The 21,894-nt window shown below is 65.5% G+C and carries 15 protein-coding genes; 8 read left to right on the forward strand and 7 right to left on the reverse strand.

Going from position 1 to position 21,894, the window contains the following annotated elements:
- The first annotated feature begins 25 nt into the window (after positions 1–25).
- From ACNYC2_RS18645 to ACNYC2_RS18655, 3 genes are read left to right on the forward strand one after another with little or no spacing between them, the layout of a single operon-like run.
- Positions 26–817 carry an aldo/keto reductase gene (locus ACNYC2_RS18645; protein WP_419707857.1) on the forward strand — a complete coding sequence of 264 codons (792 nt, stop codon included), beginning with the start codon at positions 26–28 and terminating at the stop codon, positions 815–817.
- A gap of 22 nt (positions 818–839) precedes the next feature.
- Complete coding sequence (locus tag ACNYC2_RS18650) at positions 840–1,793, forward strand: zinc-dependent alcohol dehydrogenase (protein ID WP_419703224.1); 954 nt, start codon at positions 840–842, stop codon at positions 1,791–1,793.
- Positions 1,790–2,794, forward strand: coding sequence for a phosphotransferase enzyme family protein (locus ACNYC2_RS18655; RefSeq protein ID WP_419703225.1), 1,005 nt, complete (start codon positions 1,790–1,792; stop codon positions 2,792–2,794). Before ACNYC2_RS18650 ends, ACNYC2_RS18655 begins: the two co-directional genes overlap by 4 nt.
- 85 nt (positions 2,795–2,879) lie before the next feature.
- On the opposite strand, the gene ACNYC2_RS18660 is transcribed toward ACNYC2_RS18655, so the two are convergent.
- The 5 genes from ACNYC2_RS18660 to ACNYC2_RS18680 form a co-directional block, all read right to left on the reverse strand.
- Entirely contained in the window at positions 2,880–3,656 is a 777-nt protein-coding gene (locus ACNYC2_RS18660; RefSeq protein ID WP_419703226.1) for a hypothetical protein, read from the reverse strand.
- Positions 3,653–6,787, reverse strand: coding sequence for a CHAT domain-containing protein (locus ACNYC2_RS18665; RefSeq protein WP_419703227.1), 3,135 nt, complete (start codon positions 6,785–6,787; stop codon positions 3,653–3,655). Before ACNYC2_RS18665 ends, ACNYC2_RS18660 begins: the two co-directional genes overlap by 4 nt.
- Entirely contained in the window at positions 6,784–7,815 is a 1,032-nt protein-coding gene (locus tag ACNYC2_RS18670) for a hypothetical protein (RefSeq protein WP_419703228.1), read from the reverse strand. The genes ACNYC2_RS18665 and ACNYC2_RS18670 overlap by 4 nt, the downstream gene beginning before the upstream one ends.
- A gap of 12 nt (positions 7,816–7,827) precedes the next feature.
- Complete coding sequence (locus tag ACNYC2_RS18675; protein ID WP_419703229.1) at positions 7,828–8,526, reverse strand: hypothetical protein; 699 nt, start codon at positions 8,524–8,526, stop codon at positions 7,828–7,830.
- 373 nt (positions 8,527–8,899) lie between these two features.
- Positions 8,900–9,472, reverse strand: coding sequence for a GIY-YIG nuclease family protein (locus ACNYC2_RS18680; protein WP_419703230.1), 573 nt, complete (start codon positions 9,470–9,472; stop codon positions 8,900–8,902).
- A 460-nt stretch (positions 9,473–9,932) separates the two neighbouring features.
- On the opposite strand from ACNYC2_RS18680, the gene ACNYC2_RS18685 reads away from it, so the two are divergent.
- Both ACNYC2_RS18685 and ACNYC2_RS18690 read left to right on the forward strand, forming a co-directional pair.
- Positions 9,933–13,499, forward strand: coding sequence for a hypothetical protein (locus ACNYC2_RS18685; protein WP_419707858.1), 3,567 nt, complete (start codon positions 9,933–9,935; stop codon positions 13,497–13,499).
- A 145-nt stretch (positions 13,500–13,644) separates the two neighbouring features.
- Positions 13,645–14,370, forward strand: coding sequence for a hypothetical protein (locus ACNYC2_RS18690; RefSeq protein WP_419703231.1), 726 nt, complete (start codon positions 13,645–13,647; stop codon positions 14,368–14,370).
- Between the two features lie 16 nt (positions 14,371–14,386).
- Here ACNYC2_RS18690 and ACNYC2_RS18695 read toward each other — a convergent pair whose 3' ends face one another.
- On the reverse strand, positions 14,387–16,906 hold the full coding sequence (locus tag ACNYC2_RS18695; protein WP_419703232.1) for a hypothetical protein: 2,520 nt from the start codon (positions 16,904–16,906) through the stop codon (positions 14,387–14,389).
- On the reverse strand, positions 16,906–18,471 hold the full coding sequence (locus ACNYC2_RS18700; protein WP_419703233.1) for a hypothetical protein: 1,566 nt from the start codon (positions 18,469–18,471) through the stop codon (positions 16,906–16,908). Before ACNYC2_RS18700 ends, ACNYC2_RS18695 begins: the two co-directional genes overlap by 1 nt.
- 328 nt (positions 18,472–18,799) lie before the next feature.
- Here ACNYC2_RS18700 and ACNYC2_RS18705 point away from each other — a divergent pair, with 328 nt between their 5' ends.
- The 3 genes from ACNYC2_RS18705 to dprA are packed head-to-tail and all read left to right on the forward strand — an operon-like array spanning position 18,800 to position 21,776.
- Positions 18,800–19,000 carry a hypothetical protein gene (locus tag ACNYC2_RS18705; RefSeq protein WP_419703234.1) on the forward strand — a complete coding sequence of 67 codons (201 nt, stop codon included), beginning with the start codon at positions 18,800–18,802 and terminating at the stop codon, positions 18,998–19,000.
- Positions 19,001–20,530, forward strand: coding sequence for a YifB family Mg chelatase-like AAA ATPase (locus tag ACNYC2_RS18710; RefSeq protein ID WP_419703235.1), 1,530 nt, complete (start codon positions 19,001–19,003; stop codon positions 20,528–20,530). It abuts the gene before it with no gap.
- A gap of 1 nt (position 20,531) precedes the next feature.
- Complete coding sequence (dprA, locus tag ACNYC2_RS18715; protein WP_419707859.1) at positions 20,532–21,776, forward strand: DNA-processing protein DprA; 1,245 nt, start codon at positions 20,532–20,534, stop codon at positions 21,774–21,776.
- Positions 21,777–21,894: the final 118 nt, after the last annotated feature.

The raw sequence follows: 21,894 nt of genomic DNA on the forward strand, positions 1-21,894 counted from the left end.
AGTCGAGATTGCATCGGGCGTGCACATGCCGCTTGTAGGAGTCGGTACCTGGCGACTGAACGGCGACCAGCTGTCGCGGGTCCTTGATCAGGCAATCGTGATCGGATACCGATCCATCGATACGGCGCCGTACTACGGGAACGAAGCCACGGTGGGCTCCGCAGTCCGTCGATCTGCCGAGCGGCGTGAAGACCTATTCGTGACTACGAAGATTCGCGGTACAGACCAAGGTCGCGAGAGTGCGGTACGTGGGCTGGAGCAATCACTTCACCGCCTCGGACTTGACTATGTCGATCTGCTCCTCATTCACTGGCCGCTGCCGATGTGGGATCTCTATGTCTCAACCTGGGAAGCAATGATCGACCTGAGGTCCAGCGGACTTGTGCGTGTCATCGGTGTCTCGAACTTTGAGCCGGAGCACGTCGATCGGGTCATCCATGAAACCGGTGTGGTGCCCGCTGTCAATCAGATCCAGCACAACGCAGCCATCCCGAATGCGGCAATGCGTGCGCACAACCGACGTCGCAGGATCCACACCCAGGCATGGGAGCCACTCGGAAACAGGAACGGCTTGCTGGACCACCCAGTTGTCCGGGACGCAGCAGCCGCAATCGGTCGGACACCCGCCCAAGTACTCTTGCGTTGGAACCTTGAGAGGGGTGTCTCTGTGATGCCAAAGGCGTCTTGCCTGAGCCACCTGGAAGAGAACCTGGCGCTCTACAGCTGGAGCCTTCCTCCCGATCTTCTGTGCGCTCTAGACGGATTGTCCGGCGACGACGCCAATCGTGTGGATCCGGTGACAAACCTTGTCGAGTGAACGGAATGGCACGCCGTCATCGATGCCGGTGCTGGAGCTCGCGGGGGCCGAAAGAATTCATGTTGTCAAAATGCCCGTGCCGCTGCCAGCACAGAGTGAGACCGTCTTGCAGGTCGAACTGACCGGGATCTGCGGTAGCGAGGTACATGACTCGAAATTCCTCGAGTACCGCCGGCCCCCAGTAGTCATGGGGCACGAGATTGTCGGGAGCCTCGATAACGGGACCTTCGTCGCCGTGAATCCCATCGTCTCATGTGGTGAATGCAACGAGTGTCGTCGTGGACAGCAGAATATCTGCGACACACGTGCCGTTCTAGGCGTTCATCGACCAGGCGGGTTTGCTTCATATGTGGCGGTCCCGCTCACGCAGATCGTACCGCTCGGCCCCGAAATTAATGTGCTTCAAGCAGTGATGGCTGAGCCTCTGGCCAACGGTCTCCACGCATGGCGGCTCGCGCAGGCGTCTCCCGAGAGCCACCTCGCAGTCATCGGAGCGGGTCCGATTGGGCTGTCGGTCATTCTCACAGCAATTGCGGAAGGGGCCGCGCAGGTCGACGTCATAGAACCCACTGACCGTCGCCGGGCAGCGGCGGTCTCGATCGGTGCGCGTCCCGTTCACGCCGTCGAGGGTCGCTACGACATCGTCTTCGACTGTGCTGGCACCAGCGCTGCTCGCAAGACGTCCGTAAGCGCATTGAACCCTGGAGGGATCGCCGTGTGGTTAGGTCTCGAAAGCCGTGATCCAGGATTCGACAGCACAACCCTGGTACGCGCAGAAAAGACTGTCCGCGGCTCGTATGGTTACACCCCGCCCGATTTTTCTGACGCCGTCAAGTTCGCCCGATTCATTCCATTGGACTGGATCAACTTGCATCCACTCTCAAGCGGACCCAAGATTTTTGATGCCCTCTGGCACGGCAACTCGTCGGCACTAAAAATCGCACTTCGCCCAGACCACCTCAAGGAGATGCCGTGATTGAACATCATCACGATGGGATCTACATTCCGCCGCAAAGAATTGGATTCAAGAAGCTCGAAAGTAGCGCCACCAATCGGTATATGGATATCATTCGCAGAGCACTCGCGGCGTTCGGAATCGACGATTACTCCATCGAGCATCTGACCGTTCACACGAACGTAACGGCCAAAGTGGTGCGGCCCAACCTCGACCCGCTCTCTCTTCGAATTCGCACGGGCCCCGCCGGCAGCTCGACAACCGAAATGGCATGGCTGGCCGCTGTGCGCTTGGGTAGCGGAGTCGCGACTGTCGAGCCCTTCACCGGAGAACTCTCGCGAAACGTGACTATGGTTCCGAGTGGGCCCGGCGGATCCGAGGTCGAGTGTGCACTTTTTCTCTGGGCCGAAGGTGAGCCTTTGGCTGCACACTTGACCCCACAAAACTATTGGCGGCTTGGCTCAGTCAGCGCAACTCTTCACACCTTTGCATCCGGCTGGACGCCGCCGAGCGGGATGTCTCCGCTCCACTGGGACCGAACGCTCTACTACGAAGGCACTCGCCTTGTGACTAGCGATCTTGCCTATGCCAGCACCCTCAGCCGCAATGAAGCGGCGACCATCGCCGAGGTAACACGGGCAGCGGACAGCGAACTCGAACAGATCGCAGCGCAGCCCGATCCAATTTACTTGCACGGAAACATCGAGATGTGGAACGTCCTGGTAGGCGCTGACGGCGACCTGCGTCTACTCGACTTCGAAGACGTCATGATCGGCCAGCCGATTCAGGACATCGCGATCACCTTGTACTATGGCGCGGAGCGCCAGGACTACGCAGCACTTGTCAGCGCATTCATCGACGGCTATAAGTCGGTCAGGCCATGGCCTTCTTATGACCCGAGTGTACTCACCCTACTCATGGCAGCTCGCGCCATCATGTTACTCAACCACGCACTTCAGACCGAACCAGATCCGACCGGCGCGGTGGCAAGGCTGCTTCCGATCATCGAGGCCGCCTCATAGACCATCATCACGAGCCGGCCGCAAATGCCAATTTCGCCTTTTTCATATCTGGCGAAGTGGTAGATTTCGTCACAGCTCACGAGCGTCAAGGCGTTCCCAGGCGCGGTCCACGCCAGGTGTTCTCGTCTTGCTGGTCCGAGTATCCGACGCCGTACGGGTAGGACTTGAACGCAGGCGGGTAGTACCAGGCGTGGGAGCCCTTCTCCGGATCTGGTAGGCGCTCCGCTTCGCGCAGCACCTCGAATTCTGCGACCACGGCGTCGGGTAGCGTGCCGCGATCAAGGTGATGGCGCGCAAGGCGCCTCACCAGGGCTTGGGCTAGCTCGCCGCTGTCGGCTTCGTTGTGCAGGGTGAGCGTGAGCTCGTTGAAGTAGTGAACGTCGGCCGCGATCTCCTGCTGTGTTCCGACAACCAATTCACAATCGTTGAGGAAACTCTGCTTAGGCCGGAATCCGATCGACGTGATCCACGGATACCGCAGGTGGCCCGCGAACCGTCGACTGTCCTTCTCTGGTTTGTGCGCAACCAGCACCAGCCGTGCGTCAGTGACGAGCAGGTTGAATCCCCGGATCCGCCACTCAGTCTCCCTGCGAACGCTCAACTGTTCTGGGTTGAACGTAGCGATCTCCCATCGGGCTAGTCGCACGGGAATCGGTCCGAGGACCTGGCCGTCGGTGTCGTCGAACTGGATTTCGCCGTCGGCAAGTACGTTCGGTGACAGCCGGTCTCCCTTGCCCCGCTCGTCGTGGGTATGCCCCGCCAGCATGCGAAACTGTCGGTAGAACGTGCGTTTTGTGCCTCGGATCGCGTCGAGAGATTGCGCGGGTCGCTTGGGCGGAACGGACTCGGGTTGCTCGGTCACAGGGGTTCCTCCTGATCAGACATGTTCATGGTCGCGTCCAGGCCGTGGGTCGGTGCGGCACCCAGTCCGACGTAGGCGTAGGCAAGGAATGCGGCAGGGATCGAACCTTGCCCGCGTTCCCATCGCTTGAGTTCGGCACGCTGTACCGCGCGCAGCGCCCACGCCGGATCCGTGTTGTGCCGCATTGCTTCCACGAGCGCCAGGTCGATGCGTTTGGTGTGCTCGGTGTCGACCACGGGGAACAAGGTGCAGTACACGTGGTGTGCTCCGCCGTAGACCATCGCAGCCCCGAGCCCGAGCCACTCCGGTGCGTCCACAAGCGACCATGCGTGGTTCTTGGTCGGTGAGCTGTGGACACCGAGGCTCGCGCACCCTGCCAGCACGACCCGCTGCGGCACCCGGTACACCGGTGCGCCGTCGTCGTCTGTTCGATAGAAGTCGCGTAATCCGAACAACTCCTGGTTGGCGAGCTGGAAGCCCGCACGGCCCGGCTCCCCCTTCGGTGGTGGATCCACGTGGCCAGCCAAGAAGAGCACCCCGTCCTGGACGCGGGAGGGAGCGAGTAGCGCTGCCAACCGAGACTTGGGCAGGGGCCCGTTGACCTCCTGGCTGCGCGGAGGAACCGTCGTCGCCGCATGGGGCAGGTCGCGAACAAACCCGTAGGGGTCTTCCGGGTCCTCGTGCGGCGCGAGGATCGCCAGTACATGGTCCGAGCTCACGCGCGGACCCCGATCCTGTGCGACGGCGAGCCGTCTCCGCTGCGCCAGTAGCGCGATCGACGGGATATGGGAAACCGCCGCTACGTCCGCGACCCGGTGAGTCTGGTCGATCCGCAGGGCCCAGATAGGCACGGTCATCAGTGACGCCGTCGGCGCGACAGCAAGCAGGACCGGTGGCCCGCCAGTGGTCAGGGCGGTGGCGAGCACGGCGGGAACCAATGTGCTGCCGAGGCTGTCGACGATCCTGGCGAATACCTGTGCCGCCGTCGTACTACCGTTGTCAACCCGGTCATGGCCGTGTTCGGCGACGAGCGCGGTGTCCTTGATCCGGATGGTGGCTGGCTCGGTGTCCGGCAGGTCCACTGGCAAGAGCCGGACCAAATCGTGAAACGGCTCGGCGAAGGGAGCGTACGGCTGCCGGTCTGCCGACCAGGTGCCCTCGGGGCTGCGCACGGTGTGGTAGATCCACTCGCCAACGCGGGCGAAACTCCAGTACCAACCCGAGGGCACCATGGCCATGAGTTCAGCGTCCAGATCCAACGCCGTCGTCGGGGCACCACCGATCCACGAAGCCCGCTGGACGAGGATGGTCGAGTCCGTCAGCAGCGGATCGGTGGCGACCGGATCAGTCTTGACCTTCTCCGGGAGGTCAGCCGCGGCCGGGACGCCGGTCGAGGAGACGATTGAGTCGAACACCGAACGCAGGTGGTTACCTTCCAACCCGGCCTCGACCGGGATGGCCTGTGCACGAATGGCTTCAAGCAGTTCCGCCACGAGCGCCGGGTCCTTTCCCCGGGTCGCTGCGAGATCCAACGTCAACGCGTAGGTGTCTGCGTGTGCGGCTACCCACGCCGCTCGCCACTGGCTCGTTGGCAGCTGGTAGCGGACGCGCTGGACCACGTTGAGACTCTCCAGCGCGTTACCCAGCGCGTCATCGTGCAATTCGGTCGCGGCTTGGACGCGAGCCAGGATGGCGTAGGCCTCTGCCCGCAACACCGGCTCGGTGGTGCGGCTGAGGTGACTCAACACGTGGTCCATGAGAGTGGCGGCTTTGTAATAGAGTTCGCGGCGGCCTTCGTCGCCCTCCACCGCCGTCTCGGGGTAACTGCTCGGATTGTCCAGGATGTCGAGCAGCATCGTGGCAAACAGCAGTTTCTGCTTCACATACTCAGCCGTGCGCTCGCCGATCTGTATCCGACCGGTGCCATATTCATTTTGCCGCCACAGGTACACGACGACGCCCTCCGGGTTGCCAGCCTCGTTCATCAGACGCAGCAGGTGCATCTCGGTCCGATCGAGGAGCGGCAGGTCGCCGTCGCGTATTGCGGCCACGCGCACCTGGTAAAGGGTCTGCAGACCGGTCAGGCAGCGTCCGGTATCGGTGAGGTCAGCGGTCTGGGCCTCGATCAGACGCAGGTGAGCCTGAGTTGCCCAGTAGCGGCCACGTTGCGTGCCGTCGAGCTTCTCGGCGGCTTCCTTCCACCGCGACTCGGCGGCGTGGAGTTGGCCCGCTGCCAGTAGCACGTCTCCCGACTGGAGCGCGCACCAGCCGGCGATCTCGACAGGCGCGTCCGAGGCGAGGGCACGGGCATCTTCTGACAGCTTCAAAGCGCTCTGGAATTCGAGTCTGCCGAGCGCCGCCAGCGCCTGGCACTGTACGAGCACCGCGTGCAGATGTGCAGGTACCCTGCCGAGCGCGGCGTCGATGAAGACGCCAGCTCGTGCACGGTCATCGTGCGTCGCCTTGTCCACAGCCAGCACGATCGACGACGCGGTGCTGTCCCACAAAGCCCGGAACAAGAATCCCCACCCGAGAAAGCGCAGGGGGCTGCTCAGCACCTTCCGTGTCAACAGGCCCGTGGTTAAGAACGGCACCGACACCCGGAGTTGTACGAGCAGCAATGTCATCGGCACGAATAGCAGGACCAGCGGCAGTTCGATCCACGCGACGAGCGCGAGAGCTACGCCCAGCAGCGGAAACGCGAACCGGGCCCGCCAGGCGATCATGGTCCAGGTCGTGAGACCGAGAAGTGCCACCACCAGGCCAGGTGCCGCCACGAAGAGCCCGGCAAGTACGGCCAGAGCCACGGCCGCAAGACGCACAACCAGTGCCGGCCACAGCACCGTCCGATCCAAAAGCGTGGACAGGTCACACTCGTATAAGCCGATCTGGCCATCCCTGGACCGGCCCACCCGCGTCAGGTGCGCAGACGAGACGAGCCACCTGAGCCCCCGCAGCCGGCCACCGATGCCAACTCCAGTTGTGAACAAGACCCCCCACGGCGCAGCCCTTTCCAGCACCACCTCGTCGTCCGGGAGCTCGTAGCGGTGGACGAGCCAGTCACGCAGTTCCTGGTCGGAGACCGGACCGAAGGGATCGAAAGTGGACACGTTCCAGGTGGACTTGTTCATCGATTGCTCAGCTCCCCCCGCAACCGCAGCGCCGAATAGAAACCCCCCGCACGCACGTTGATCCGGAGATCGGACCTAACGTCGCTCTCGGTTAGATCTGGATCGGCAGTCTCGCCACGTACCTCGAGCAGACCGAGCCTGCCTTCCAGGATGTCGAGCACGCGATGCGGCACCGCGAGAACCGAAAGCCACCACGGAATCCCGAGCGGCACCGACACCACGACCAGCAACGCATCGACGAACACGCGCGCTGCGATCGGCAACCAAGCTCGCCGGGCGAGCTGACTGGCCAGCCACAACAAGGACCACCAGGTGACGGTGAGCGCGGCACCAGCGATCCCGATCAGTGTCACCACCGACACGATCCCAAGCGCGGTGAGTGTCACGACATGCAAGAGAGTGATGTGGAACTGGACCGTGGAACCCATGCCCGCGGTGTTGGCCCCCTGCGAACGGAGCTGGAAGTGCCGCGCCCTGCGCGGACCGGCATCAGCCTCCCAACGAGCGGTGAACTCGTACGAGACAGGGCGGTCAACGCGTTCCCCGGACAGAATTGGTCCCCGCTCCCGTGGCTGCCGATCGGCCAGGGAAACGTCGCGACGCACGGTGACTGCGGCACGCACGGCGTCCCGTGGCGTGACACCGGCGTCGGTCAGTTCAGCGGAACCCGCTTCCAGACATGCCAGCAGCAAGTGCGCAGTGTCGGCGGCGTAGTCACCGGTCCGGCTCACCCAATACGCGAGCCTGCCAAGCACCGCCTCGGCTTCAGGCGTCCACACCGTAAACCGCTCGGGCAGACCGAACACCTCGGCCACATGGTCGTAGCCCTCATCCTCGAAGAAGTGATGCGCGCCGAGCGCCCGTAGTACAAGCCGCGACCGGGACTCCCTGTCGTCGTTGAACGCGGCAACCACCAACAGGTACTCAACTTCGACCGGACCACCGGCCTGCCCCGCCATCTCCTCTGCGGCGTTCGTGCACGAACGAAGGTAGTCAGTCCACGGCACAGGTTCGGTCACGTCAGCCATCGGCTCGCCCCTTCAGTCGGCCGTGTCGTCCCATGCGGCGGACACCAGCTCCAGGTCGAGCACACGATCTCCGTCGCGGACGACCAACTCCTGCTCGCCGAGCAGCTTCCGCCGCATCCGCGACGCCCGGAACAGAGGCGTAGCCCCGTCCGGCGTAAGCACACTCGCAGCCACGTCCACCCTGCTTATCACCGACAAGTTCCCGGCAACCCTCGCTACCGACATCGGCGCACCGAGAACGTCCACGCCGAGCTTGAGATCGATCCGGGCACCGCGATCCTGCGAGACGACGATTACAGTCGGACCGGTGGACACGAGGCTGGTGACCACGAAGTACTCCGGACGCCAGATGCGGCCACGACACAGCGGAAGCAGCGCCGCTTCCAACCCGGGCAGGTTCGCGATCCTCTGCTCGGTGCAACCACCAGCCGAGAAGAAGGTCGCACCTCCACGAGAGAACGTGATCGAGAGCGAGGCAAACGGACCAGGGCTAACAGCGGCTGCCTGCGCGTCGGTCGTAACGGCGACGGCACCCCGCGACGAGTACTCCAGATCCGCCAGGCCACCAGCAGCGTCCGTGGTGAACGGGACACCCAGGTCGGCCAGAGTCGTGCGCTTGGTGAAACGATGGTCGGCGAACGTACCGACATCACCGAGCTCCAGCCGTGTGGAAGGCAACCAGCCGGCCAGGTACCCGAACTCCTTGTACATCTCACGCGTGTACAGCTCATGTACCGCCACCATGACCGAAGAGTGACGGCCGTGTCCAGACTTGTCAATCTTTCCCGGGATATCGGCTTTTGGCTTACATTTCACCCCTCGGTAGCGCTCTCAGTCTTGTGATGCCATTACGCTTCCCTTTCAACTCGTTTCGAACGACATCGTTCCAAGGGCATCGTCCTGACCCTGGGGCCACGTCGACCAAGCCTGCGGGATCTACATGAAGCGCACGCCTAAACAGGCGATCTCTAAATCTTGTAACCGATCGCGCCGTTCTACGCTGCTCTGGTCCTCGTTCGCGCAGGGCGCCAGTCGTCACGAGCCACGGTTCGAGGTGCGCGGATTACTAGTGGCCGGCGCTCCGTCACGCTTTGTGCCATGCCCGTGACTCGGCGACCAGGACCGCTCGTTCGACCTTGACCCGCCGGTTCCCTCGCGGCCCCATCTTCGCCAGGTTCAGCGGGGGCGCGAGCCGATTCAGTACTGCCGTCTCAACCTGATCGAGCACCACGCCATCGGGCCTCACCCAGAATGCGAGCTGCAGGCGCGCTCGCATCCAGTACGTCAGCCGTCGATCTCCATCCGGCTCCAGTGAGAAGTTCGCGCTGCCGTCAGGCCTCGCCAGGTTGCGGGGTACCGCGTGCAGGTCAAGCTCCGAACGCAGCAGAGCAGCCATACTCCGGCGCAACGTGGACGAGCCCGTCCTGCCTGTCGCGAAGTGCGTGTGCACGTCGCGGCCGGCCAGGCTGCGCTCGGCCTTTCCCACGTAGAGGGGAACATCGGAAGAACCGAGGGCAAGTGTGTTCCGAGCCTCGACGTCACCGTAGACGGCATACAGGCCGGCCAGATCCGGAACGATCTCGACGGCATCCGCGATCGGATGTCGCCGGCCGTCGACCAACGCGGCGACAGCGGTGCGCAACACAGCCTCATCCATCGCTGGAGACTACGACCTCAACCCTCCCACTGCGGGGACAGCGATCGGCTCAGCAGGACCAACCGTCTCAGCCAACACTTCAGGTCAGCGCCCCGCTGCGTCGGACGCCACCACATGAACACTTAAGTTCATGCTCCCGGTGGTGTGCGAATCGATCTGGTGACACCAGGCCCTGCGATCCGCACACGACGAGGCAAATCGCTGTGCGCATCACATGTGCATCAGAGCCGCTCAAGCACGGGCTCCGTCCCACCACACGGGCGGGACTCCCCGAACGGCGATGCTCCGGAAGGGTGAACCTGTCCGAACGCGGTCCGCAACGCGGGAGCTTGTCCGTATCTGCGAGTAGCGTCGCGGTATGAAGCGTGATGCCGAGTCGGGCTCAGACGTTCGCGTACCGAAGTTGACGAGCCTAGCGCCCCGCTAATCCGAAGCAAACCACGGCACCTACCTTGGACTGCTGAAGACCGCACTGAAGGACGATGCCGTCCGGAATATCGCTCTGGCCGGCACGTACGGCGCGGGAAAGAGCAGCGTGCTGCGCGAACTCGCATCGACGCATCCCAAGCGCGTCATCGAGATCTCACTGTTGACGCTTGGCGAGAAGGACGAGAACGCCGCCGTCGCCGACGACCGGAATCCGGCAGCCGTGACGACGACGAACCGGATTCAGAAGGAGATCGTCAAGCAGCTTCTGTACCAGCAGAACCCGTCCGATGTTCCCGACTCGCGCTTTCGTCGCATAGCCCGGTTCAGACGGGTGCGTGAAGTCGGGCTCGCCATGGCCATCGGCCTGGCAGCGCTCGTGGTCATGATCGCCAGCGGTCTCGATGCCACCGTCTTGCCGGGTTCCGAGGGCAGCACGCCTGCGCCGCCCGGCTGGCTCCGTACCACGGCCGGCTACGCGGCGATCGTCGCGATCGTCGCGACGCTCGCCCTCACAGTCCGGCTTCTCCGGCAGGGCAGACTCGGGATTGAGAAGGTCACCGCCGGACCTGCGACGATCACCCTTCCGCCGCGCTCAACGAGCTACTTCGACGAGTATCTCGATGAGATCATCTACTTCTTCGAGACTCACGGGCGTCGTGACATCGTCATCTTCGAGGATCTTGACCGCTTCAACGACCCGAGCATTTTCGAGGCGTTGCATTCTCTGAACGGTCTGCTCAACGCAGCCAAGCAGCTCAAGAGACGTGACATCAGATTCATCTACGCGGTGTGCGACTCGGTGTTCGAGAAGCTGGGCCGCGACGAGGTCTCGACCGATGACGACGCCCGCGACGAGCTCGTCCGGGCCAACCGGACCAAGTTCTTCGACCTGATCATCCCGATCGTGCCGTTCATCACTCACAAGAACGCGCGCGACCTGATGCGCCAGCTTCTTGACGAGCGCGGACACACCATCTCTCGCAACCTCCTGGACGTCGCCGCACGCCACGTCGCCGACATGCGCCTTATTCACAACGTCGTCAACGAGTATGAGGTCTTCAAGAACCGCTTGATCGACCCGCCGAACCCGGTGCCCGAGCTCGATCACGATCGACTCTTCGCGATCGTGCTGTTCAAGAACACGCACGCAGCGGACTTCGAGGCCATCCGTCTCGGGACTAGCACGCTCGACGCACTGCACGATGTCTGGCGCGATCTCGTCGCGAAGACGCTCACGACGTCCCGTGCGGAGACCGTTCGCCTGCAGCAGCGCATCGACAGTCAGACGGGCCTCCAAGAGAGGGCCGCGAGCCTTGGAGATCGGCTTCGGGCGTGCATCGACGTTCTCGTCAACGCGCCCGGTACCGCATTCGTCAGGCGTGAGATCTACCTCGGTGGGAAAGCCGTCAGCGACGACAAGATCCGAACGCCCGAGTTCTGGCGAGGTCTAGCCACCAACGACCCTCCCGTAACCCTCTCCGTCAACAGGGGGTACAACAATCAGCACATGACCCTCTCGCGGGACGCGCTGCGGACGCTGCTCGGTGACTCGCTCGACCTGGACGCGCCGGCCGCGAGATCCACAGCGCGGTACGCCACGTCTATCACGTCCCACAAGGAGAGGATCTCCTTCCTGAGCAGACGTCACACGTGGGCCGAGCTCGTCCAGCGCCCGGAGTTCACGTACGCAGACGATGAGGAGGGAGTCGAACGAACCTTCCGCGCATGGGTGGAGCACCTGTCGCCTTCACGTCTGGCCGCCGACCTGGTGATCCACGGGTACATCACCTCGTACTTCCCCCTGCATGTCTCCACGTTCTACGGCCAGCTGATCCGGCCTGCGGCCATGACCTACATCATGCGGAACGTAGACCAGGGCACCGCCGACGCGGACTACCCGCTCGATCCGGAGGACGTCGACACTCTGCTCGAGGAGCAGGGCAAGACAGTGCTGAGTGATCGCAGCATGTACAACGTGTCCATCCTCGACCACCTGCTACAGGCACGGCCCGAGGACGCTCGCGTCGTGGCGGGACTACTGGCCGCGAACGAGTCCGCCGAGCGCACCTTCATCGACCACTACATGGGCGCCGGCGGCGCAAGAAACGAACTCATCAAGCAGCTCGCACCTGTCATGCCGACGATCTTCATCTACCTCGCGTCCGAGGCGCCGATCGAACACAGCGCACGCGTCGAACTCTTCGACGTGGCACTGACGTGCCGCCACACGAAGCTCTCCTACGACCTGAACGATCCTGTCCGGGAGTTCGTGGAGGAGTCCTACCTCGGGCTCTCCTCACTGACCCAGCCCGGGAACGAGAAGCTCAGCACCCGTGCCGTGCAGCTCGTCGTCGACACTGGAGCCGTCCTTCCCGATCTGACCAACCTTTCGGACGAGACTTGCACCGCGCTGGCCCAGACCCTTTCGTATCAAGTGACCGCCGCCAACCTTCAGCGCGTCGCGCGGACCAGGAACATCGCTCTCGACAACCTGCGACCAGCCTCGGTGGTCTACGAGCACGCTCTCACGAACATCGCCGACTACGTGGATGCGGTCGACCAGTCCCCCGAGACGACCTTCACCGCCACCTCGCAGGAAGTCTTCGTGGAAGCCCTACGAGGAAAGGATGCGTGGAGCCGCCAGGACTTCGACCGCTTCGTTTCGCGCGCCAGCGCTGACTGCAGGGTCGACAACCTCCGGAAGGTACCGGTGCTCGCCTGGCCGGCCCTCGTCCGAGAACTGCGCACGCCAGCCACCTTCGAGAACATCGCCGCCTACATCGAGTGGGAAGGGGACGTCGATGTCCATCTCGCCACACTCCTCGCCTCTGTCGAGGCGATCACCGGCGTGCCTGACGATGAGGCCGTTCGCCAGGATCTGGCCACGACGCTGATCAACGCCGGCAGCGAGCTGCCCGACGTTCAAGGACGGATCGACCTCGCGCTCTCCTTAAAACCGGGCTGCCTGTCGACTGACGCGATCGAACCAGAGACCGGCCAACTCATCGGACAGCTCATCGCCGAGGACCTGATCCAGGACGACGAAGAAGCCTTCAGCAGCCGCCTCATGAACGATTGGCCGACTCTCGAGCACGCCATCTGCCAGTCCCAGAACTTCTCCACGTTCACAGGCCCCGACACGCTGCCGGCAGGCTTCGTCGCCCCGCTCATGAGGAGCACCATCAACTCCAACAAGGTCAAGCTGGCGGTGACCAACTGCCTCTCGAAGCTTGAGAACGTCAGCCGAGATGCGTACCAAGCAGTGGCCGACTCGGCGTTGAGGGGCGAATACCGTCCGTCGGCCGGGTTCCTTCAGCAGATACACCAGCGAGGCGCCAGTACGCGGTCCGTGGTCGAACTGCTCGCAAAGGGCGTGGGCCAGTACACAGCCGACGACCTCCGCCAGGTCCTGCGCAGCCTCGGCAAACCGTACTCCGTGATCGCTGACAAAGGCTGGGACCGGCCTAAATTCGCTGACACGCCAGCGCACCACACGATTCTGGAGCACCTGAAGACGATCGGCATCGTTGCCAACCTCCCACCCAAGAACGGCATGCTCCACGTGACACTCCGCCGAGGCACCGAGTCTGCGGGCTGACCGAAGGCCTGGTGACTCTTGTGGCGGCCGCCGTCAGATGAGCGGGACGTCCTTGGCCTCCTCCTACTTGTCCTACTTGTGTCGGAGTCTGTGTCGGTGACCCCCGCTAGCGTGGGCCTCCCACGCGCATCCCCGAGGGAGAAGCATGTTCGACCGGGACACCGACTACCCGACCGCCGTCGCCAGCTACGATGACGACGGCGTGACCGCCGCGATCAACTGGTCCGTCGAGCGCCTCGAGGATGGCGACACGATCTCCGTATGGACGTCGCTGAAGTCGAACCTCGAGAACTGCGCCGAGCTCGAGCGGTTCGTACAGCGCTACCGCGATGTCAAGCACATCACCGGCCGCGGCGGCGGAACGCCAGCGGGCACGGGCCCCGTCCTCATGGCCTGGCCAGACCTGGACGACATCGGCAAGCTGGTCCGCTACGGCCACGGCATCACGGCCCTGTGCGTCATCACATGGGTACCAGACCATATCCGCCCGTGGGTAACCTCGATGAGACCGGAGATTCTCGGCGACGGCTCGGACTGGCAGAGCATGTCCCCCGACATCGACCCGGTCGCCGTCGAGGCGCTCAAGGGGCTGACGCTCACGGTCAACCACAACAACACGATCGCGGCCGGCTTCGAGAAGGACCAGGTGGTCAGCGTCCTGCTGGCACTGCACGGTGCGGGGGTGCCGCTGGACGCCGACGCGATGCAAGGCTGGACACTCGCCCACGGCTGGTCCGGAAAGAACCCGGCGCACCTGGCCAGGTACGTCCGCGACATCAACAGCGGCAAGCGCCCGCGCGCTCGGCGGGTGCTCCGCCCGAACTACATCGAGATGTTGCGTGAGCGCGCGACGGGCACCTCAGGAGACTGATGGATTGGGTCGCGTGTCATGACCCCGCCGATCGGTAGGACCGAACCTGTCGACGTCCTCGCCCTCGAATCGGACGAGGTTCGTGCAGCCGCGGTAACGCAACCCGTACCGGTGCCAGCCCAACCAGCACTTCGACCGATGGTGCCGGGTAAGGATGGAAGCGTTGACGCAGTGCGCTTTCAAGGAGCGGGATGTCGCGTTCCTTCCACGACTCCTGCGTGGTCGCCAAGACGACGCGGTCGGCGCGCACGGTGCGGGCAACGTCAGCAATCTTGGCGGCGCTCTTCTGTGCCGTCGTGCCGGACTTCTGCTCGCCGAGGTCCGCGCTCGCCTTCGCTTCGACCACGACGACCGATCCATCGACGTGAGCGACCAGATCGATCTCGGCGATCGGGCCGCCATCGCGAAGGAACTCCAGCTCGCCCACGTCGGCATAGCGGCGAGCGGTCGTCCTGAGCTGGTGGGCCGCGAGCAGGGGGACGTCGCCGTGTTCGGACAGGAGCTGCCGGAAGGCGGTGTTCAGATCGAAGTACCACGTGGGTTCTGCGCCCGAGCGCCAACGCGCGGAGGCAAGGAGGTTCTCAGCCCCGCAGCGAGGACACTCATAGACCCGACCGAGGCGATCCACGGCGACAAATGAGCCTCGCTGGCAGTCGTCGCACGACGTGATGAGCCCGCGCCGCACCAGATCGGCATGCGTCAGTCGGTCCAGGAGCTCCACGACCTGCGTCACCGATACGTGTCCTGCGGCGTGGCGCATCGCCTCAGCGCTCGGGTAGGGCACACCGTCGAGCCATCGGGGCTGCAGCGCACGTTCTTCGGCCGTCATCACCTCAAGGCGCTTCTGCCGCTGGTTGCGAGATTCGCCGTCGTCAGCGAAGAGCACGAGCGCGGGGTGCATCGGACCGCTCAGGAGGTCGATCAGGAAGTCGCGTCCGCCAAGTCGGCGCGCGACCAGCTCGGCCTTGGCGCCAGCTGGCGAGGTGCGGACCTGCAACTGTCTCTCGGCTGCCATAGCCCCCGTCCAGGCCCTCATACCAGGGCTGATGAGCCGGGGACGTGCGAGGCGGTTCTGCAGTACGTTGCCGCCCGTAAACATGCCGAACGAGGCTGCGACGACGGAGGTGCCGCCACGGCTGCTGCGGACCAGCTCGCGCCCTGTTCGGGCCGGCACAGCCAGTGCGTCGGGTCCGATCGGACGGCCTGCGGGTGCGGTCGCGTCGTCGAAGGCCACGTCGACGATCCATGCGGGAACGGGAGTCCCGAAGTACCCTCCGACGCTGGGCGTCGGGAGCACATATGGGGTCGTCATCGTCAACGTGCCGTGGCCGTCGGCCTCGACTGCCCCTATCGACGGCACGTTGAAGTCGTTGGGGAAGCCACGCGTGCGCCGTCCGCCGCTGAACTTGGGCAGGCTCGTGCGCGCGACGTGGTTTCCCGGAGCAGCGTCCGGGTAGGGACCTGTGACGATCTCGTCGATGCGGCGGAGATACTCATCGACGACGGCGTCGTCCAGCGACGTCGTCGCGTATCGGGGCAGTTGTTCCTCGATCTGGTACGGAGAGTGGCAATCTTGGATCATCGGGACTACGGCGCCAAGGAAGGCCTCCTCGTCTTCAAGCAGGGAGGTCGGCAACCAGAGCCCGAACCCTTGCATCACACGACACGCCTGCGCGAGCGCGAAGTCCTCGACGCTGTCGCCGACCACGACGGCTCCCTTGTGGCCGAGATGGCTCATCTCAAGGACGGTCACGTCGCGGTCCATGACGTCGAACAACGAGACAGCCGAAGCTAGGGGCAACCCCGCCGACAGCGCGGGATCGACCACACGGACCTCCGGCGCTCTGAGGACGTCTCGGAGCATGGTGCGACTGTCGAGCTCAGCAAAGTCGTCGTCGACCTCCCGCACTCCCCACAGGCCGCCAAGCACGAGCGCTGCATCGGACTTCCAGTGCCGAGGAACTGCGACGCAGGCAGAGGCCCATTCCGGGGTGACCATGGACTTCGTAACCAAGCTGGCAGGCACGGGGACCACCCCCGACCTGCCGTCGGCGCAGATCGTCGAACGATGCTGGTGTCGCGCCTCGTGACCGTCGGCACCCTGCAGCAGCCTCCAGAACGGCGAGCACCAGTTCGCCAAGCGTTCTTGAGCACGCACACCAGCCAGATCCTCATGGGGCTGCTGACCGTCGAAACCAGTGAGCACGCTCGTCACCTGTTCGGGTGTGAGCTGCTGGCCGTCGGGCCCGGCGGCCAGGAGTGACCCTGGTGCGATGCGGTCCCACTCCCGCCGCGTCGGGGTCAGCAGGAGAACGTGGTCCGGATCGAATGACTCGACCGCAGGCAGCATCCGGTCGCTGACGTTTCCGTCGGCGTCGTAGGGCACGAGAAGGTGGCCCGCCCCGGCCCAAGTGTGACTCGCCGCCATCAGCGCCAGTCGTGCCCACTCATGCCAGTTCGCGTCACCGCGGAACAAGATCACCGCGCGCGGGGGTCGGATCGTCGTCTGGAGCGCCACATGTGCCAGCTCGCCCATCAATCCCCGTCCTCGCGGTCGTGGAGGCCGAGGATGCTCATGAACTCGGGTGTCAGGTCCACGGCTGCACCGATCGGGACCGAGAGCTCCCCCGCGTAGACCTTGTGGTGACCGCGGGCGGTGATCTCCCACGTGCCGCGGATCGGTTCGTGGGACGGATCGTCGACTACCAGGATCAGGTCGCTGTCTGGACAGACGTGCGTGGCGCGGGGCCGAAGATCTCCGATCTCGAAGGTGAGCGTGACTGATCCCGTGTTGTCCCAGTTCAGCATCCGTGGCTGGGGCACGTACGGTCCCATCGTCGGCATCACCGGGAAGGGCCCGACCGCAGCGATGTTGCGCATGAGGTCGCTCTGCTTCGGCCCCCACTTCCGTGGGGAACGTGGCAGGCCGAGCCTATGAAGGTGCGGCTCGCTGTCGTGGTCAGGGTCCGCCTCGACACCGCGGACGTCGCCCTCCAGGTGCACGACGAGCTCGACATCGTGCAAAAAGACCTCTTCGCGATTCACCACCCGCGGCGCGACAGCGGCAAGCCGCATACCAAGGAGCTGCTCCCTCGCTTCAGGCCAGGCAGCTCGGAACCGCGTCCGCCAATCGGAGACCTCGGCCCGGTACTCGCCCTCCGAGCGGGACTCCGGCTCCATGAAGAGGCCGAGCGCACCGGCGGCCTGCTCGGCGAACTTCTCGGTGCGACGAGCGGCCCGAGCAGCCGCCTCAAGTCCAGACTGGTGCCGCCGTGCAAACTCATCTTCAGGCAAGTTCGCCAGGTTCTCGAGCATACCCTCCGGGATGACGACTCGACGGCGACGCCCGGGTGATTCGCCAACCGCGCCGTCCGCTCCGGTCGTTTCGCGGGCGCGGACAGGCAGCGGACCGCGCAGCCGGCGTGTCTCGGCCGCGAGGTAGGCCTCCAGCGTCGCATCGGTGTCGACCACGACCGGGATCACCTCGCCGACGACATCCACATCGAAGCCCACCGCGACGCTGGCACCCACGGTGGCCCGCCGTGACAGCTCCTTGATCTCACCCGATTTCGCCTTGCGTGTCTCCCCATCGGTGCGCACGTACACGTCGCCGTCGACGAGCCCCTCGCCGTCTTTGTAACACGGGAACGGCGGCTGACCCCATTGCGGCGGGTCCACGATCAACAAGAGCACGTCGTTCCCCGACGAGACACGGACCCGGATCAGCTCCCATGCCGGGCCGTCAGCACCGATGTACGGCGTCACCGCCTTCTCGATGTCGAGGTTCTCCACCGGCGAAGCGCCGACGACCTGGCCGTCCATGACGCCGATAACCATGACCGCATACCCGCCGAACGCCTTCGCAGCCTTGTCAGGCATGCGGTTGGCCGCACCAAGGATGAACTTGGCGAGCTTGGCACGGTCACGAGCGCCAGTCAGGTCGAGGGTGCCCTTGATCTCAAGACTGTAGTTCTCAAGTCGATCGTCTCCGGCGGCAACGGCATCTACCAGTGCGCGAGCAGCCCGCTCACCGCGGGGAGTATGCGAAGTGTCGACAGTCGGGACACCTGCCATCTCCGTTACCTCGCCGTCGTCGACCACGCATGACCTCCTACTTCGCTCACGATCCGGCTCCCACGGTAGACGAGGACACCGACATCGCGGTCGGACATTGGTATGCACAACTGCCCGACACCCGCTGCCGCGCCGCGGCACTGCATCGCGCGGCAGTCTCATGACCGAGGACTGGGCCCACCCGTCTCGGGGCCTGAAGGTGAACTGGTCCCTGCGGAGATAGACCCGCGCCAAGAGATCCTGCGGGAGAGACGGGGACGCGGTCCTGTGGAAAACCCCGTTCCTCCACAGAGTCCGGTTCGTCACGGGCACAGCGGGTCCGTCGCACCTCAGGCTGGGTGCGGAGGTGGTACGGATGCGAGCGAAGGACGCCGTAGCGAAGTACAGGCAGAAGTTCGCGTGTGTGCGCGAGCAGAGCTGGACGGTGCCGGCCGCGGCCTGGCACCGCGGGCGCGGGAGCGCGATGGACAACGTCGCGGTCGACGGCGACGTCGTCGCGAGGAGGGTGTCAGAAGCGGGCGTTCCGCTCGTCGGGCGCCTCGGGGCGGTGGTCTGAGTGGGGATCGCGACGACGCTCGCGGTGTCCTTGATCGGGCTGCGGGGCCACGTGGTGGAGGTACAGGCGCACCTGGCTGCCTCGGTCCCGGGGTTCTCCCTGGTCGGACTGCCCGATGCCGCGCTGGCGGAGTCCCGGGACCGGGTACGGGCCGCAGTCACCTCGTCGGGATTGGCGTGGCCGGTGCGCAAGATCACCGTGAACCTCTCCCCTGCGGCCCTGCGCAAGCAGGGCAGCGGTTACGACCTGGCCATCGCCGTTGCCGTGCTCGCCGGGGCAGGACAGCTGCCCGCAAGCGGGTTGGAGCGTGTGGTGCACCTGGGCGAGCTCGGGCTGGACGGCCGAGTTCATCCGGTGCGCGGTGTCCTACCCGCCGTAGCCGCCGCCGTGGAGGCGGGGTACGAGCGGGTGGTCGTGGCGTCCGCGGACGTCGACGAGGCGCGGCTGGTGCCCGGTGCCCGAGTGGTCGGTGCGGCGAGCCTGGCCGAGGTCGTGGCGCTACACGGCGGCGACGCCTCGATCATGCAGGCGATCGAGCCGGTGCGACGCACGCGCTCAGGTGGGTTCGTCCGGGAACCGGGTGACCTGGCCGACGTCGTCGGGCAGCCCGACGCTCGCCGGGCGCTGGAGATCGCGGCGGCCGGGGGACATCACCTCTTCCTGGTCGGCGCGCCCGGGTCCGGCAAGACCATGATGGCCTCACGCCTGCCCGGGATCCTCCCCGACCTGACCGAGGCGGAAGCAGTCGAGGTGACCGCAGTGCACTCGGTGGTGGGGTCGTTCGACCCGGCCGGCGGACTGATCCGCCGGCCCCCGTACGAAGACCCGCACCACACCGCGACAGTCGCCGCAGTCGTCGGGGGCGGCAGCGGGATGCCACGTCCCGGGGCGGCGACGCGGGCGCACCGCGGCGTGCTGTTCCTGGACGAGGCCGCCGAGTTCCAACCGCGTGTCCTAGAGACGCTGCGCCAGCCACTGGAGCAGGGCGAGATCATGGTGCACCGGGCAGGCGGCACCGCCCGGTACCCAGCCCGTTTCCAGATGGTCCTCGCGGCCAACCCCTGCCCGTGCGGGATGGCAATCGGCAAGGGCCTGGCGTGCACCTGCACCCCGACGATGCGACGACGCTACCTGGGCCGGTTGTCCGGTCCGCTGCTGGACCGGGTCGACCTGCAGGTCGACGTGCTGCCCGTCGACCCGGTCGAACGAGCCAGCGGCCCGGGAGAGCCGACGGTGGTCGTCGCCCAGCGGGTGCTGGCCGCCCGAGAAGCCGCCAGACAGCGGTTGCGAGGGACGGGGTGGACGACCAACACCGAGGTCTCCGGAGCATGGCTGCGTGAGCGGATCCCCACGGGCGGGAAGATCGACCAGATCATCGCGGCCGCGTTGTCGTCCGGGCGGCTGAGCCTGCGGGGCGTTGACCGGGTGCTGCGCGTCGCCTGGACGATGGCCGACCTGGGCGGCTTGGACTCCCCCGGGACGGACGAGGTCAGCGAGGCCATCGCGCTGCGAGGTGGTCCCCGTGGCTGAGATGCTCTTCAACCTGCCCCGGTTCACCTTCGACCCCGGGGACGACCGAATCGCGCGGGCAGCATGGAGCAGGCTCGCCGAACCAGCCGACACCGTCGCCGGGGCCCTGGTCGACGCACTGGGAGCAGGACCCGCCCTGGAGTGGCTGGCCCAGGCCGTCGGTGCGCCTGGCGACGCCGCCCGGGAGCTGGCCCGACTGGAACCCGGACAGCAGGTGGCCCGGTCCCTGGCGCCCGACGACGCCAGGCCAGCGTCACCTGCCGGTGTGCTCATGGCGGGGGCTCGGCGGTGGGCGCAGCGCCTGGAGAGCCTCAACCCGATCAAAGACCTGGAGCTGCTGGACCGGCTCGGCGGGACGCTGCTCGTGCCCGGCGACCCCCGTTGGCCAGCCGGGCTGGAAGACCTCGGACCCTCAGCACCGTTCGCGTTGTGGGTCCGCGGCCAGGCGGACTTGGCCGCACTGACGCGACGGTCGGTCTCGCTGGTCGGGTCCCGCGCCTCCACCGGATACGGGGAAGCCGTCACCCGCGACCTCGCATGCGGGCTGGCCGAGCGGAGGTTCACCGTCGTCTCCGGCGGCGCGTACGGGATCGACGCCGCGGCGCACCGTGCCACGCTCGCCGTGCGCGGGAACACGATTGTGCTCCTCGCCTCGAGCGTCGACCGGCTCTACCCCGCGGCAAACAGCCGACTGATGGAGGCCGCCCTCGAAAACGGTGCCGTGGTCTCGGAAGTGCCGCCCGGGTCGGTGCCGTTCCGGCAGCGGTTCCTGGCCCGAAACCGGGTCATCGCCGCGCTCGGCCGGGCGACCGTCGTCGTGGAGGCCGCGCGACGGTCCGGGGCACTGTCGACCGCGAACCACGCGACCGGCCTAGCCCGGCCCGTAGGGGCCGTCCCCGGACCGGTGACGTCGATGGCGTCCGCCGGGTGCCACGACCTGCTCCGCTCAGGAGCCGCAGTGTGCGTGACCGACGCCGCCGAAGCGGCCGAACTCGCCGGTGACCTGACGACCGACGCTGTCCCGGAACGGGTCGTGGAAGCGCGGGCAGAGGATGGCCTCGACCAGGTTGCCCGCCGGGTGCTCGACGCTCTGCCCGTCCGCCAGGCAGCGCCCATCGAATCTGTTGCGACCGTGGCAGGCCTGAGCATCCCCGAAGTCCGGGCCAAGCTCGGGAGCCTGCTGATCGCGGACCTCGCAGAGAAGGACGCCGGCCGCTGGCGCCGTACTCGACCGCCGAGGAGCTAGTCACCGTCGTCTCACTCGGCGAAGGGGCACCGGCTGGTCGGGCTCTACTCGGTGAAGTAGATCGTGTAGCCGGCCAACCCGTCGGTGTCGAGCTCGTAGCGAAGTCCAGCTCCCCGGC

Source organism: Promicromonospora sp. NFX87 (assembly GCF_048564965.1).
Taxonomy (GTDB): Bacteria; Actinomycetota; Actinomycetes; order Actinomycetales; family Cellulomonadaceae; genus Promicromonospora.